This is a genomic window from Actinomyces gaoshouyii (assembly GCF_002076915.1).
GTDB classification, from domain to species: Bacteria; Actinomycetota; Actinomycetes; order Actinomycetales; family Actinomycetaceae; genus Actinomyces; species Actinomyces gaoshouyii.
Genome location: NZ_CP020468.1, coordinates 1,011,148 through 1,026,793 on the forward strand (window position 1 = coordinate 1,011,148; position 15,646 = coordinate 1,026,793).

Genomic DNA, 15,646 nt, shown 5'->3' on the forward strand with positions numbered 1-15,646 from the left:
CCTCCACTGATCTCGCCCCCGGCCCCGCTACTGCCGGAGGCGGGATTGCCCGAGGTGGGTCCCGCCTCGGGCCCCGGACGGGCCTCGGGGCATCAGATGTCCGATGCGTGGGTCTCCTCGTGGCTATGATGTTGGAATGACCGAGACCAAGGGCGCAGCGGACACGGGGCACGACGCGATCGTGCCCGGCTCGCGCGTCCGCAGCCGCCTCGCCTGGTTCGGCTCCCGGGGGCACTCGACGCCCCCCGCGATCGACCCACTCCTGCGCGCCCTGCGGGCCAACCACCCCAAGGCGGACACCGGGCTCATCGTGCGCGCCTACGAGGTCGCCGAGAAGGCCCACGAGGGACAGACGCGCAAGTCGGGGGAGCCCTATATCACTCATCCCGTCGCGGTGGCGACCATCCTCGCCGAGCTCGGCATGACGCCTCAGACGCTGGCCGCGGCGCTCCTGCACGACACGGTGGAGGACACCGACTACACCCTCGACAAGCTGCGTGCGGACTTCGGCGGTGACATCGCCCTGCTCGTCGACGGCGTCACCAAGCTCGACAAGCTCCAGTACGGGGAGGCCGCGCAGGCCGAGACCGTGCGCAAGATGATCATCGCGATGTCCCATGACATCCGCGTGCTCCTCATCAAACTGGGGGACCGTCTCCACAACGCCCGGACCTGGAAGTACGTCCCCGCCGAGAGCGCCGCCCGCAAGGCCAAGGAGACGCTCGAGATCTATGCTCCCCTGGCCCACCGGCTCGGGATGAACACCATCAAGTGGGAGCTCGAGGACCGCTCCTTCAAGGCCCTCTACCCCGGCGTCTACGACGAGATCGAGCGGATGGTCCACGAGAGGGCGCCGGCTCGCGAGGAGTACCTGCGCCAGGTCCGTCTGCAGATCGAGGAGGACCTGCGGGTCAACAAGATCAAGGGGACCGTCACCGGTCGGCCGAAGCACTTCTACTCGATCTACCAGAAGATGATCGTGCGGGGGAAGGACTTCGACGACATCTACGACCTCGTCGCCGTGCGCGTCATCGTTGACTCGGTGCGGGACTGCTACGCCGTCCTCGGCGCCCTCCACTCCCGCTGGACACCGATGAGCGGGCGCTTCAAGGACTACATCGCCGTCCCCAAGTTCAACCTCTACCAGTCACTGCACACCACGGTGCTCGGGCCCGGGGGCAAGCCCGTCGAGATCCAGATCCGCACCGCGGAGATGCACCGCATGGCGGAGTACGGCGTTGCCGCCCACTGGAAGTACAAGGAGGACCCCAACGCCTCCGCGCCGGCCCCGGGCGGCGCTGGCGTCGAGGACGCCGGCGAGATGGGCTGGCTGCGCCAACTCGTTGACTGGCAGAAGGAGACGCAGGACCCCGCCGAGTTCCTCGACTCCCTGCGCTTCGAGATGGCCGGCTCACAGGTCTACGTCTTCACCCCCAAGGGCGACGTCCTGTCCCTGCCCAGCGGCTCCACAGCCGTCGATTTTGCCTACGCCGTCCACACGGAGGTCGGTCACCGCACTGTCGGCGCCCGCGTCAACGGGCGCCTCGTTCCCCTGGACACCCGCCTGGAGAACGGCGATGCCGTCGAGGTTTTCACCTCCAAGGCGGCTAATGCCGGCCCATCACGGGACTGGCTCAGTTTTGTGGGCTCCACTCGGGCGCGCAACAAGATCCGCGCCTGGTTCTCCAAGGAGCGCCGCGAGGAGGCCATTGAAGAGGGCAAGTCCGCGATCGCGCGGGCGATGCGCAAGAAGGACCTCCCGATCCAGCGCCTCATGAGTCACGATTCCCTCACGGACGTCGCCAAGAGCCTCGACAAGGTCGATATCGACGGGCTCTACGCCGCGGTGGGCGAGGGGCACATCTCCGCCCAGCACGTCGTCGACACCCTCGTGACCGCCATGGGCGGCGAGGCGGGCGCCGAGGAGACCCTCGCCGAGGGCGTTCTTCCCACCCGGGCCTCGGCCTCCTCCAGCCACCGCCGCAGTGGGGACTCAGGAGTCGTCGTCGAGGGCATGGACGCCGACGACGTCTACGTCAAGCTCGCCCGCTGCTGCACGCCCATGCCGGGGGACCCGATCGTCGGATTCATCACCAGGGGATCCGGGCTCTCCGTGCACCGGGCGGACTGTCAGAACGTCGCCCAGCTCCAGCGCGAGCCCGAGCGGATGCTCCCCGTGACCTGGGCCGAGCACGCGCACTCGGTCTACCTCGTCCAGTTGGAGGTCGAGGCGCTCGACCGCGGCGGCCTCCTGGCCGACGTCACCCGGGTCCTGGCCGACAACCACGTCAACATGATTTCGGCGACGATCACCACCTCCAGGGATCGCGTGGTCACAGGGCGGTTCGTCGTCGAGCTCGCCGCAGCGAGCCACCTCGACCACACCCTCGCCTCCCTGCGCAGGATCGATGGCGTCTACGAGGCCCGCCGCACCACTTCAGGCGCTCGGAACCACGGCTCCTGAACCGCGATGCGCGGCAAGCGGCGCGGTCCGTCGGTGCAGGGGCCCCGCGCGCTCGGGGAACGCCCGCTCCACGCTCAGGATGAGCCGCTGAGCGCGGGGGCGGCCGCGCGCCGCCCCGCCGCGGCAGTGCCCCAGGGCCAGGAGCATCCCGCGCCGCGTCGCCCCGGCGGCGTAGGCTGCCAGGATCGCCTCGACCGCCCGGGTCGGCGGCGCGGTCCTCGCCACGTCGACGGCGGCGCGCTCCAGGGTGGAGCACTCCACTCCGGCCAGTACCACTCGGTCCTCGGAGGGCAGCGACATGCGGTGGGAGTCGAGGCCCCGCCACGCGCCGGGCCTCTCCGTGCTCGCCACGGACAGGACCTCGGGCGGCCTGAGCCCCGTGTGGACCCAGAGAGCGCTGGGGCCGCAGACCAGGTTGCCCCGCGGCACATGGGGGCCCAGAGCCCGAGCGCGCAGCGGGGGAGAGGTGAGCAGGTCACTGGGGTAGTGGCCGCCCAGGAGCGGGGTGAGCAACTCGTCATCGAGCCCGTGGCAGCGCAGCACCCGCATGTCCTGTGGCGGGAGGGCGCCGAGCGCCGGCTCGATGGGACGGGGGCGCAGCCATGCGAGAGCCGCGCGTGCGGGGACGTGGGGATGCCTGGCCATAAGGACCATGCTGGGCCCCCGCGCAGCGCCGCGGAAGGGGGTGCGGAGGATCTGTGGATAACCAGGGCGGTGGGCCTCGCACGGACGGCGGCTGGGCGGGACGGGAGATGCCCGGCACCGATCGAGGTGCCGGGCATCAGCCGGTTCCTGAGGCGTCGCGCGCCCGGATCAGGCCTGGGCCGAGCGCAGGACCTGGTCGAGCCAGGCGCGACGGGCGGTGAGCGCCGCCTCGGCCTCCGCGACCTTCTTGGCGTCCCCCGCGGCCTGGGCGGCGGCGAGGTCCTTCTCGAGCTCGGCGATCGAGTCCTGGAGCTGGCCGGCCAGGCCCTCGGCGCGGGCCTTGGTCTCCGGGTCGGTCCGGCGCCACTCGGCGTTCTCCGCCTCGCGGATCGCGTCCTCGACGGCGCGCATGCGTCCCTCGATCCGGCGCACGGCCGAGCGCGGCACGCGCCCCGCCTCCTCCCAGGCGTCCTGGATGGGGCGCAGGGCCTTCTTGGCGGCCTTGATGTCCTTGATCGGCAGCAGGGCCTCAGCCCTGGCCACGAGGGCCTCCTTGGTCTTGAGGTTCTCCGCGAACTCGGCGTCCACGGCCTCGTCCTTCGCCTTGCGGGCGTCGAAGAAGATCTGCTGGGCGGCGCGGAAGCGCGCCCACAGGGCGTCGTCCTCCTTGCGCGAGGCGCGGCCGGCCTTCTTCCACTCGTCCATGAGCTCGCGGTACTTGGCGGAGGTGCCGGCCCAGTCCGTGGAGCCCGAGAGCTCCTCGGCCCGCTTGATGAGGGCCTCCTTGGCGGCCTTGACCTGCGACTGCTTGGCGTCGAGCTCGGAGAAGAACTGGCGACGGCGGCGGTCGAAGGCGGTGCGGGCGTGGCTGAAGCGCTTCCACAGGGCGTCCTCGGTGGGGCGGTCCAGACGCGGCCCGCGACGCTGGGCCTCCTTCCACTTCTCCAGCAGGGCGCGCAGCTCGGCGCCGGAGTTCTTCCACTGGGTGCGCGCCGGGTCCTGCTCACTGATCTCCTCGGCGCGCTCGACGATGGCGGTGCGGTCCTTGAGGGCCTGCTCCTTGGCGGCGGCGCGCTCGGCGGCAACGGCCTCGCGGCGCTCCGCGGCGACTCCGCGCAGGGCGGAGAAACGGGCGCGCAGCCCATCGAGGTCCCCGACGGCGGCCGGTTCGACGAGCGAGGCCTCGATCGAGGCAATCGTCGTGTCGATGTCGTGGATGGAGAGCTGCGGCAGGCGCGTGGCGAAGAGGTCGATCGTCGCCTTGAGGTCGAGGTAGCGGCGCACGTAGAAGGCCATGGCCTCGGCGATCGGGGCATCCGGGAACTGGCCGACCTCGCGCTCGACGCCGCTGTCCTGGACGTAGACCTTGCCCTCGCCGTCGACACGGCCCCACTTGGCGGCGTCCATGGCCTCCTCGGGGTCGATCGGCGCCTCGTTCGTCGCTGCGGGCGAGGGCTGCTCGGCCGAGGCGGGGGCTGCGGCATCCGCAGCGCCGGCGGCCGGCTCGATGCTCGCGGCCTCGCCAGAGTCCTCGACGGCGGCCCCCTCCGAAGAGCTGGGGGTCTCGGAGGGCGCAGCCGGTTCGGCGGCTTCCTCGGTCCCCGTCCCCTCGGGCTCCGAGGCCCGGGCCGCTGTCCGGTCGATGGGTGCCTCGGCGGTCGTCGGCTCCGGCGCGCCCGCGGGGGCGGTGGTGGTCTCGGTGGTGGCGGAGGCGGGCTCCGACTCGGACGTGGCGGTGGGCTCCAGCTCGGCGGCGGGCTGCGTCTGCTCAGTCACGTTGTGCTCCTTCGTGGTTGACGGGGCGAGGGAGGAACCTGATCCCTGTTCCGTTCGCGCCCGGCCTCGCCGGCCGGGTGGTCGTGCGCTGGCCCGGGAGGCGCCAGCACACCGAGCCTACCGGCAACATCACTGAACTCCGAGCGCCGACCGCCCTTGATCACGGATGGGGGCGCCAGGACCGCCGGACCATGACCGCCGTTCCACTCGGGTGAGGCCGAGACCCTCGCCCGCCGCCTCGAACCGGACTCCGATCCGGCCGTCACCGAGCTCCTACCGCCGCTCAGGACCCATGCGAGTCGGGCCCATCGGCCCCGAGTCGACTCGAGCGCACGCGGGAGCCGCTATGGCGCATCTATGCGCAACTATGTAGAATTAGTTGCGTAGTGCGAAGGGGTCCAAGGTAAGGACTACGAGGACTGCGGGAGGCCGCAGAAGCGCGGGCCGGAGAGGAAGCGAGGGCGAGAAGATGACGCTGACCGTCGCGGATGTCTACGCGGAGCAGGGCCTCGACTACGACGAGGAGGCCCACGCCCGCCAACTCCGGGCCATGCTGCGCAAGGCGCCACGGGGAATGGCCGTGGGGGAGACGATGCTCGCCGACCTCGTGGAGCGCGGAGGCCTGGACGAGCCCGCGCGTCTGCGCTCCTGGTCGGGGCGGGACGCCGCGAAGCTAGCCGCAGGCCATGCCGAAATGGTCATCAATCGGACCCTCGAGCTCACGCTCTCGGCCGCGCAGGCCGCGCAGGAGCTGGGCATCAGCCCCTCCCGCCTGTCCCACCGCGCCGCATCCACGCCGCTGGCCTCCACGGTGGTGGGCGGGCGCAAGCGCTACTGGCGCTGGCAGCTCGCCGCTGGGCGGGCACTGCCCCACCTGGGGGAGATCGTCTCGAGGCTGCCGGGGGACCTGGCGGGGATCGACATCGCCACCATCATGACCTCGCCGGATGAATCGCTGGGCGGCCGCAGTCCCGTGGACCACCTCCTGCTCGGAGGCGACGCCGAGCCCGTCGTCGAGCTTCTCGACGCCGCCGCCCGCGCCGCCTGAGCGCCGCCGCACTCCCACCATGCCCCTCGACGCTCCGAAAAACCCCAGTCGCCCGCCGTTGCCGCTCTTGATCGGGCCGGAGGACATCCACCTCCATCAGAGTCTGCTGTGGCGCATCCACCGCACGGCGGGGGAGTACCCGTCGGCCTGGAACGACTTCCGCTCCTACGGCCCCCTGACCACCATGCGCTGGGACCCGCATCCTGGGCCCGTCGGCGATCACCCCGGGCATGGCGTGCTCTACACGGCCACAGACCTGCGCACGGCCGTCGCCGAGGTCTTCCAGGCGCAGCGCCGGGTCGACCCCATGGGGGCGGGCATCGCCGCGACCACCTTCGTCCCTGTCCGCCCGCTGCGGCTCCTGGCGCTCCTCGCCGAGGACTCGCCCTGGCTGCTGCGCAACGGGGCCAGTCATTCCCTCATGGCCGCTCCCCGGGACACCTGCCGAGCCTGGGCCCGGGAGATCGCGCGGGCCGAGCCCGCCGACGGCCGGGGCCCGGTGGACGGGCTCTGGGCGGAATCCACGATGACGGGGCGCCCCATGGTGGTGCTCTTCGAGCGGGCCGCCTCCGCCCTGCCCGAGGAGCCCCGGGCCAGCGCCCTCCTGGCAGCGCCGGTCATGATGACGGCGCTGGCGGATATCAGCGCCTCCCTCGGCTGGGAGCTCGCCTGGCCGACGGCGTGAGTGACCCGCGCTTGGACCTCCTCCGCGCGCTCGGCGAGCGCAGGTGATCACGCGAGCGGCCCGGGGCGAGCGACTACGCTGGCCCCATGATCCTCGAGCGCACGATCGCACCCGTCTTCGCCGCCAACTGCTACGTGCTCGCCCCCGCCCCCGCCGGCCCGGCCCTCGTCGTCGACCCGGGAGCGGGATCCGTGCGGGGCGCGATGGCCCTGCTCCGCTCCAACCGGCTCGCCCTCGGCGCGATCCTTCTCACCCACGGGCACGCCGACCACGTCTGGGACACCGCCGCTCTCATCGAGGCCGCCCGCGCGGAGGACATGCTCGCCATCGCCGACCCGCTCGCCCCCGAGGCCTCCGTCCCCGTCTACGTCCCCCAGCCCGATCTCCACCGCCTCGACGACCCCGATGCCTCCACCGCCATCAGCGCCAACGGCATGGGCTTCGCCGACATGGCCGGCACCGCCTGGAGACGGCCTGCCGACGTCCGCGCCTTCCCCGCCGAGGGATTCGGCGCCGCCTTCGAGATCCTCCCGGGCCTGGGCCTCCAGGCCATCCCCGCTCCCGGCCACACCGAGGGCTCCACGCTCTTCTTCTTCAACTCCCGTCTGGCGGACAACTACCTCCTCACCGAGGCCGAGGTCATCGACGACAACCCCGGCCACGCCGATGAGGAGCACGACTACCTCATGGCGCTGGCGGGCGACGTCATCTTCAAGGGCTCCGTGGGCCGCACCGACCTGCCCGGCGGCGACCAGGTCCAGATGTGGGCGACCCTCCGCCTCCTGGCAAGCGCCGTCTCCCCGGAGACCATTCTCCTGCCCGGCCACGGGGCGGTGACCACCATGGAGCACGAGCACCACGGCAACCCCTACCTCGCCGAGGCCAAGATCCGTGGTGGGGATCGCAACGCCTGATACGCCCACCACCTGGCGAGCGCACCATGACACAATGCCCGCCATGGCATCGAGCGTCCAGGCGCGTCAGGCGCAATCGTCCCTGTCCGGATTCCCCGAGTGGCTGCCCGCGGGCCGCATCGTCGAGCAGTCCTTCCTGGACGCCCTGCGCACCACCTTCGAACTGCACGGCTTCTGCGGCATCGAGACCCGCGCCGTCGAGCCCCTGTCCGAGCTCGCCCGCAAGGGGGAGACCTCCAAGGAGGTCTACCTCCTCAACCGCCTCCAGGCCGAGACCGCCGATTCCGAGGAGGCCGACCCCGCCAAGCGCCTCGGCCTCCACTTCGATCTCACCGTCCCCTTCGCCCGCTACGTCCTCGACAATGCCGGCACCCTCACCTTCCCCTTCAAGCGCTACCAGATCCAGAAGGTCTGGCGCGGCGAGCGCCCCCAGGACGGCCGCTTCCGGGAGTTCATCCAGGCCGATATCGACATCGTCGGCGACGGCGCCCTCCCGCTGCACAACGACGTCGAGGTCCCGCTCATCATGCACGAGGCCCTGGCCGCCCTGCCCATCCCGCCGATCACCATCCACGTGTCCAACAGGAAGGTCGCCCAGGGGTTCTACCAGTCCATCGGAGTGGGCGACGACGAGCTCATCGAGGTCCTGCGCATCGTCGACAAGCTCGACAAGATCGGCCGCGACGCCGTGGCGGCCGAGCTCATCGATGCGGTCGGGCTGAGCGCCGATCAGGCGGAGCGCGCCCTTGACCTCGCCACCATCACCGGGACCAGCCCCAGGGCGATCGACGCCGCTGTGCGCACGGCCCTGGGCGAGGCCGCCCCCTCCGAGATGCTCCTCGAGGGCCTGGCCGAGCTCGCCGGCCTCCTCGACACCGCCAACCTGCGGCGCCCCGGCGCGATCATCGCCGATCTCAAGATCGCCCGCGGCCTCGACTACTACACAGGCACCGTCTACGAGTCGTTCATGGCCGGCCACGAGGACCTCGGCTCGGTGTGCTCCGGCGGGCGCTACGACTCCCTGGCCTCCAACGGCAAGCGCACCTTCCCGGGTGTGGGCATCTCGATCGGCGTGTCCCGCCTTCTCGCCCGCGTCATCGGCGCGGGCCTCATCAAAGTCACCCGCGCCGTGCCCACTGCCGTGCTCGTGGCCGTCACCGACGAGGCCCACCGCGCCGACTCCGACGCCGTCGCCGACCGCCTTCGCCGGCGCGGGATCCCCGCCGACGTCGCCCCCAACGCCGCCAAGTTCGGCAAGCAGATCCGCTTTGCGGACAAGCGCGGCATCCCCTACGTCTGGTTCCCCGGCGCCCCCGGGGAGGGCGACTCCGTCAAGGACATCCGCTCCGGGGACCAGATTCCCGCCGACGCCGCCACCTGGCAGTGCCCCGAGGCTGACCTCGCCCCGCGCCTCGTGGCCCGCAGCGGCCGGGCCTGAGAGGCATCATGGTCGCCCCTGGCACGCCACCTGGAGTCCCGGGCCTCTCCAACGGCATCGGCGCACCGACCGCCACCACCGCCCTGGAAGGGCTGGAAGCACGACTGGGCTCCGTCGATCTGCCCTACGCGCTGCCCGGTGCCGCCGAGGCCGCCACGCGCGCGGCCCTGGTCGCCGACCAGCTCGGCGACTACATCCTTCCCCGCCTCGCCAGCATCGACGCCCCACTGCTCGCCGTGGTCGGCGGCTCGACGGGTGCCGGGAAATCCACCCTCGTGTCCTCCCTCATCCGCAGGCGCGTCGCCGCGGCCTCGGCCATCCGCCCGACCACGCGGCGCCCCCTGCTCCTCCACGCCCCCGCTGACGAGCCCTGGTTCGTCTCCGACCGGGTCCTGGGCTCCCTGGCCCGCGTGCGCGTGCCCGAGGACGCCCCGCCCAGCGCGCCGATCACCACCGCCGACGGCGAGTCCCCCGCCTCCTGGAGGGAGCTGGAGGTCCGCTCCTGCAGCGAGCTGCCCTCGGGGCTCGCGCTCCTGGACGCCCCCGACGTCGACTCCGTCGTCGATGAGAACCGCGAGCTCGCCGCCACCCTCCTGGCCTCCGCCGACCTGTGGGTGTTCGTCACCACGGCGGCCCGCTACGCCGATGCCGTGCCCTGGCGGCACCTGCGGGCCGCCGCCGAGCGGGACATCGTCGTTGCCGTCGTCCTCGACCGCGTTCCCGACGGCGCCGCTGCCGACGTCGAGGCCGACCTGCGTCGCCGCCTCGCCTCCGCCGGGCTCGCCACGTCACCCGTCATCACCATCCCCGAGACTCCCCTGGACGCCGAGGGCCTCCTGCCCGTCCCGCTCATCGCCCCCCTGCAGGACTGGCTCACCACCCTGGCCGCCGACGCCGAGGCCCGCCGCGACGTCGCCCGGCGGACGCTCACCGGGGCCCTGGGCAGCGCCTTGGCGCAGATCGAGCTGCTGGCTGACGAGCTCGACGTCCAGGCCCAGGAGCACCACGAGCTCGCCGAGGCGGCCTTCTCCGCCCATGCCGAGGCTGCGCAGCGGATCAACGCCGCCTGCGCCGACGGATCCATGCTGCGCGGCGAGGTCCTGGCCCGCTGGCAGGAGTACATCGGCGCCTCCGGGATGATCAAGGGACTCGAGACTCAGGTCGGGCGCATCCGCGATCGCCTCAGCGCCGCCCTGCGCGGCCGGCCGGGCCCCGCCCAGCGCGTCGAGGACGCCATCGAGTCCTCCCTGGCCACCCTCATCGTCGCCGAGGCTCAGCGCGCCTCGATCGCCACCGAGCGGGCCTGGCAGCGCGCCGGCACCGCGGCTGCCGCCCTGGAGACCGTTCGCGAGGTCCTTCCCGGCCAGGAGGTCCTCACCGAGCGGGCCACCGCCCTCGTCCACGAGTGGCAGGGAGATCTCCTGGGCCTCGTGCGGGCCGAGGGCGCCGACAAGCGCCTCACCGCCCGGCTCATCTCGCTCGGCGTCAACGGGGTCGGCGTGGCCCTCATGATCGTCGTCTTCGCCCACACCGGGGGCCTGACCGGGGGAGAGATCGGTATCGCCGGGGGCACAGCCCTCGTCGCCCAGCGGCTCCTCGAGGCGATCTTTGGCGACCAGGCCATGCGCGCCATGGCCGAACGCGCGCAGATCGACCTCGACGCCCGCGTCCACGCGCTCGTCAGCGAGCAGGCATCGTTCCTGGCCTCCGCCCTGCGCCGGCCCTCCCCCACGGGCCCCGAGCTGAGGCGGGCCGCGCGCGCTGCCGCCTCCGCTCTCGAGGCCACTAGCGGCGTTATCGGGGAGGGTCGCTCATGAGCGGGACTGTGTCCGAGCCCGCCAGGCGCGCCACGCGCGGCAACCCCGCGGCCCGGAGCCTCGCGGAGGCACTCGGGGCGCTCGGGAGGATCATCGAGCTCGGTGACGGCCTCGGCCTCGGAGAGGAGCTCGACGAGGCTCGCGAGATCGTTGCGCGCGCGGGTGCGCGGGCCTCACTGGCACCGGGGCGCACCGTCATCGCCCTGGCCGGAGCGACCGGTTCGGGCAAGTCCTCCCTCCTCAACGCGCTCGCCGGGGCGCCCATCGCCCGGACCGCCGTCACCAGGCCCACCACCACCCGCCCCCTCGCCCTCCTGCCGGGCGGGCACACCGATGGCGAGGCGTCCGCGCTCCTGGACTGGCTCGGAGTCGATGAGCGCGTAGTCGCGCCGCTGGCAGGGCCGGTCCCCGCCGATGCGATCATCCTCGACCTGCCCGACATCGACTCCGACGTGCCCGAGCACAGGTTCATCGCCGAGCGCATGGCCGCCCAGGTCGACGCCCTCGTGTGGGTGCTCGATCCCGAGAAGTACGCCGACGCTGTCCTCCACAAGGACTTCATCGCGCCCATGGCCGCCCACGCGGAAGTCACCCTCGTGGTCCTCAACCAGGCCGACCGGCTCGATGCCGCCTCACGCGAGCAGGTGAGCGCCGACCTGCGCCGCCTTCTGGCCCGTGAGGGCCTGGCCGGTGCTGTCCCGATACTGGCCTCCGCCCGCACCGGTGAGGGGATCGATTCCCTGAGAGGCGCCCTGGAGCGCATCGCCCGGGCGCGCAACGCCTCAGCCCTCCGGCTGCGGGCCGATACGCGTCGGGCCGCGACCCGGCTGTGCGAGCGCGTCGGGGCCGGCGGGACCGGGGCGCCGATCGACGGCCGGCGCCTCGCCGAGGCGGCCTCCCGCACCGCCGGCGCCGAGGTCGTCGCCAGCGCCGTTCGCGCGGCCACGATCCATCGCGGCGCGCTGAGCGTCGGGTGGCCGCCGGTGCGATGGATCCACCGACTCCGGGCCGATCCGCTCGCCGCACTCCACCTGCGGGACCCCTCTCCTTCGACCCTCAGCAGGGCGGGGGAGGACCCGAGGCCTGTCGATGCCCTCGCGCGCACATCCCTGCCCGAGCCGAGCCCCGTGGCCGTGGGGCTCCTGCGCACCGAGGCGCATCGCCTCGCCGCGGACGCCAGTGCCCACCTGCCAGGGGCGGCCCGGGACGCCATGCTCCAGCGCATGGATGAGCGCGCCGAGGCGATCGGCCCTGAGCTCGACGCGGTCATCGCCCGCGCCGATCTGGGGATGCGCGCTCCTCGCTGGTGGTCGGTCGCCTCAGCTCTCCAATGGCTCGCCCTGACCGCGGCGATCGCCGGAGGCGTCTGGCTGGTCGCGCTGCGGGGCATGCGGGACCTGCTGCTCATCGCTGTCGAGCCGCCCCGCTGGGGCCTCGTGCCCTGGCCAGTCGTCCTGCTCGCAGGCGGCCTGGCCGGCGGCGCCCTGCTGGGGGCCATCGGCGTGGCAGCCGTGCGCGCGGGCGCCGAGCGACGTGCGGCACGGGCCGGGAAGTGCCTGCGGCGGGCGACCGACGCCGTCGTCGACTCACGGCTTCTCGAGCCCCTGCGCGCCGAGCGCGAGCACTGGGACGAACTGGGCGCGATGGCCGCAGACCTCAGTCGGCACGAGCGCTGACTGTTCCCGACCAGGGACGACCCGCGCACGTCGGGACTGTTCAACTCGGGGGAACCGGGATGCGGATCGCCCCCGGCCGGAGCACCGGTCGGGGGCGATCGCGCCTCATCGCTCTGAGCGCGGGCACTCAGGAGTCAGCGCGCCGCGAGCCCCAGGACCCGCGGTTGTCCCGGTTTCCGCGGTAGCCGCCGCGGTTGCCCCCGCGCTCGTCGCGCCCGGAGCGGTAGCCGCGGTCGTCCCGGAAGCCCGAGTCACGACCGCCGCGGTCCTCCCAGCGACGGCCGCCGCGATCGTCCCGGTACCCACCGCGGCGGTCAGGGCGACCGCGGTAGCCGCCGTCGCGGCCCCCGCGCTCATCGCGGTCGCGATAGCCGCGATCGCCACGGTCACCGCGGAAGCCACGGTCACCGCGGAAGCCGCGATCGCCACGGTCACCGCGAAAGCCGCGGTCATCGGGGCCGGACCAGCCGTGGCCCGGGCCCTCATCGGGGCGGATGCGCAGCTCGCGCCCGGAGAAGGTCGCGTGCCGCATGGCCTCGAGTTGGTCCTCGCTCAGCGGCGCGTGAATGGTGACGAGGGAGAAGGACTGCAGGATGTCGATCTTGCCGATGTCCGAGCCGCTGATCCCGCCCTCATTGGCCAGCGCGCCCACGATCGCGCCGGGCATGACCCGGTCGCGATGGCCGACCTCGATCCGGTAAACGGTGCCGGGGCCCTCATGCTCGCGGCGCCCGCCGCGCGAGGCTCCCGGTTTGCCCTCGGGACGCTCGCGACGGCGGCTCTCGCGGCCTCCCTCGAAGCTGGCCGAGACGAAGGCGCCCTCGTCGTCGACGCTCACCTCGCGCCGCTCACGGCCCCGGCGCGGGCGGTCGTCGTCGTGGCGGCGCTGCGGTCCCTCGTCGCCCACCGCGAGGGCGAGCAGGGTGGCAGCGAGCTCCTCGGCGTCGATGTCCAGCTCGGCGATGAGCGGGGTGTACATGCTCAGGCGGCCGCGCTCGTGGCGGGCGGCGGCCTTGGCCAGGAGCTTGTGGGCGCGGTGCGCGGAGACGTCGGCGGGGGAGGGCAGGGTGATCTCCTCCAGGCGCGTGCCGGTCAGGCGCTCGATCTGGCGGAGCTTGCTCTTCTCCTTGGGGGTGAGGAAGGTGACGGCCTCGCCGTGGCGGCCGGCGCGGCCGGTGCGCCCGATGCGGTGGACGTAGGCCTCGGCCTCGCGGGGCACATCAAAGTTGACGACGAGCCCGATGCGGTCCACGTCCAGCCCGCGGGCCGCGACGTCAGTGGCGACGAGGACGTCGAGGGTGCCGGCGCGCAGTCGCTCGACGAGCCGCTCGCGCTCGCGCTGGGGGACGTCGCCGGAGATCGCGGCGGCCTGGATGCCCCGCCCGGCCAGCTCGATGGCGACATCCTCGGCGGTGGACTTGGTGCGCACGAAGACGATGGCGGCCTCCGCCTCGGTGACCGCCAGGACGCGGGAGACCGCGCCGATCTTGTGGCGGAAGGGGACCACCGCGTAGGTCTGGTGAACGGTGTCGACGGTGGAGGACTGGCGGGAGACCTCGATGCGCGCGGGGTCGACGAGGTGCTCGGCGGCCACCCGCTCGATGGCGGGCGGCATGGTGGCGGAGAACAGCGCGGTACGGCGCTCGGAGGGCAGGGAGGCGGCGATGGTCTCCACATCCTCGGCGAAGCCCATGCGCAGCATCTCGTCGGCCTCGTCGAGGACGAAGTACTTCACCGCATCCAGGACGAGCGCGCCCTTGTCGATGAGGTCGATGATGCGGCCCGGCGTGCCGACGACGACCTGCGCGCCGGATTTGAGCGCGCCGATCTGGGGGCCGTAGGGGGCGCCGCCGTAGACGGCGACGACGTCGAGGCCGCGCGAGCGCGACGCCATCTCCGTGATCGCGTCGGCGGACTGGAGGGCGAGCTCGCGGGTGGGGGCGAGCACGAGGGCCTGGACCTCCCCGTCGCGGGCGTCGACGGCGTCGAGGAGGGGGAGCCCGAAGGCGGCGGTCTTGCCGGTGCCGGTCTGGGCCACGCCGACGACGTCGCGCCCGTCCAGGAGGACCGGGATGGCCTCGCGCTGAATGGGGGTGGGGGTCGTATAGCCCATGTCGGTGACGGCCTTGAGCAGGTCGGCGGGCAGACCGAGGTCGGAGAAGGTGACCTCGGCCGGTGCGTCGCCAGCGTCGCGGGCGGAGTCCTCGGGCTCGTCATCGTCGTCGGAGGGATCGAAGGGCGCGTGGCCGTCGACATCCTCCTCATCGATGTCGGCGCCGTCGTCAGCGTTCTCGGCCTCGTCGGGCGCGTCGTCCTCGGGGTCGGACTCGGGCAGGGCGCGATCGACGTCGTCCTCCTCGTCCTCGTGCTCGACGTCCTCGGGATCCTCGGGGGTGTCGGAGGAGGCCGGGGTGTCGAAGGAGGGCGCTGAGGCGGACGAGTCGGCGGACACGGCTGAGATGGCCGTGCCGATGGCACCGGTGCGCGCCGCGGTGGGCGAGGCGATCCCCTCCTCGGAGGTGCTGAAGAGAGCATCGAGGCCGAGAGGCCCGTGCTCGTCGGAGGCGGACGGGTTCTGAGTGGTCATTGAGTTCTTCCCAGGTTCTGGCCATGAGGCCTTCGCGGAGTGTGGGGGAGCGCCGGTCGGCCTCCTCTCTTGCCGCACCTGGCCCACCACACTCGCCCACCGGCGCTCGCCGCGCGAAGGCGCGGATGCGCTGAGGGCTTGACGCACAGACTCACGGGCTCACTCGTCCGCACCCCTTCCCATGCGCTGTCGACCGCCGTGGGGCGGCAGGGGCCCGGGGCTGCCGGGGAGAGCTTGGGGAAGAGTGCGGGAGTCCCGAACGGGGTTCTCAGGACGCGGATCACTCCGGAACCCAGCGTAGATGAGGGTGGGAGGCGGACCGGGACTCGCCGCAACAGGTCACAAGTGATATAGGTCTCAGGGGCGGGTCTTGAGTTCAAGTTGCGCCGATCCCCACCTGCGAGTATGCGGGGAGCCCTCGGCGGGAGAATTGCCTGGTCGCTGACGATTCGCTGACGATCGGCCTTCGTTTGGGACTCGATCCGCCGCAGGATCGCGCGACTGACACGGCTCGGACGGTAGTATATGGCTGTATCCACATGGCCGCAGCCCCGAGCGGCCTTGACGTTCCCGGGCCCGTCGGAGACGGTGGGCCC

At 72.6% G+C, this 15,646-nt stretch carries 10 protein-coding genes; 7 read left to right on the top strand and 3 right to left on the bottom strand.

Annotated features, from left to right (window positions below):
• Nucleotides 1-136 precede the first annotated feature (136 nt).
• A complete protein-coding gene (locus B6G06_RS04150; RefSeq protein ID WP_081171101.1) occupies nucleotides 137-2,464 on the top strand; it encodes a RelA/SpoT family protein in 2,328 nt (775 codons plus the stop codon).
• Here B6G06_RS04150 and B6G06_RS04155 read toward each other — a convergent pair.
• Together B6G06_RS04155 and B6G06_RS04160 are read right to left on the bottom strand one after the other, a co-directional pair.
• Complete coding sequence (locus B6G06_RS04155; RefSeq protein ID WP_188640716.1) at nucleotides 2,438-3,109, bottom strand: hypothetical protein; 672 nt, start codon at nucleotides 3,107-3,109, stop codon at nucleotides 2,438-2,440. The two genes, B6G06_RS04150 and B6G06_RS04155, sit on opposite strands and share 27 nt — an antisense overlap.
• A 168-nt stretch (nucleotides 3,110-3,277) precedes the next feature.
• Nucleotides 3,278-4,885: a DUF349 domain-containing protein gene (locus B6G06_RS04160; protein WP_081171103.1), complete on the bottom strand. Its 1,608-nt coding sequence runs from the start codon at nucleotides 4,883-4,885 to the stop codon at nucleotides 3,278-3,280.
• A 469-nt stretch (nucleotides 4,886-5,354) separates the two neighbouring features.
• Here B6G06_RS04160 and B6G06_RS04165 point away from each other — a divergent pair, with 469 nt between their 5' ends.
• The 6 genes from B6G06_RS04165 (at nucleotide 5,355) to B6G06_RS04190 (ending at nucleotide 12,463) form a co-directional block, all read left to right on the top strand.
• Nucleotides 5,355-5,933: a hypothetical protein gene (locus B6G06_RS04165; protein WP_080463440.1), complete on the top strand. Its 579-nt coding sequence runs from the start codon at nucleotides 5,355-5,357 to the stop codon at nucleotides 5,931-5,933.
• A 58-nt stretch (nucleotides 5,934-5,991) separates the two neighbouring features.
• Complete coding sequence (locus B6G06_RS04170; protein WP_205635469.1) at nucleotides 5,992-6,618, top strand: RES family NAD+ phosphorylase; 627 nt, start codon at nucleotides 5,992-5,994, stop codon at nucleotides 6,616-6,618.
• An 86-nt stretch (nucleotides 6,619-6,704) separates the two neighbouring features.
• On the top strand, nucleotides 6,705-7,532 hold the full coding sequence (locus B6G06_RS04175) for an MBL fold metallo-hydrolase (RefSeq protein WP_081171107.1): 828 nt from the start codon (nucleotides 6,705-6,707) through the stop codon (nucleotides 7,530-7,532).
• A 34-nt stretch (nucleotides 7,533-7,566) separates the two neighbouring features.
• Entirely contained in the window at nucleotides 7,567-8,970 is a 1,404-nt protein-coding gene (hisS, locus tag B6G06_RS04180; protein ID WP_080463443.1) for a histidine--tRNA ligase, read from the top strand.
• Nucleotides 8,971-8,978: 8 nt separating this feature from the next.
• Nucleotides 8,979-10,787: a dynamin family protein gene (locus B6G06_RS04185; RefSeq protein ID WP_081171109.1), complete on the top strand. Its 1,809-nt coding sequence runs from the start codon at nucleotides 8,979-8,981 to the stop codon at nucleotides 10,785-10,787.
• Entirely contained in the window at nucleotides 10,784-12,463 is a 1,680-nt protein-coding gene (locus tag B6G06_RS04190; RefSeq protein ID WP_081171111.1) for a GTPase, read from the top strand. Before B6G06_RS04185 ends, B6G06_RS04190 begins: the two co-directional genes overlap by 4 nt.
• A gap of 127 nt (nucleotides 12,464-12,590) precedes the next feature.
• On the opposite strand, the gene B6G06_RS04195 is transcribed toward B6G06_RS04190, so the two are convergent.
• A complete protein-coding gene (locus tag B6G06_RS04195) occupies nucleotides 12,591-15,050 on the bottom strand; it encodes a DEAD/DEAH box helicase (RefSeq protein WP_081171113.1) in 2,460 nt (819 codons plus the stop codon).
• Nucleotides 15,051-15,646 lie beyond the last annotated feature (596 nt).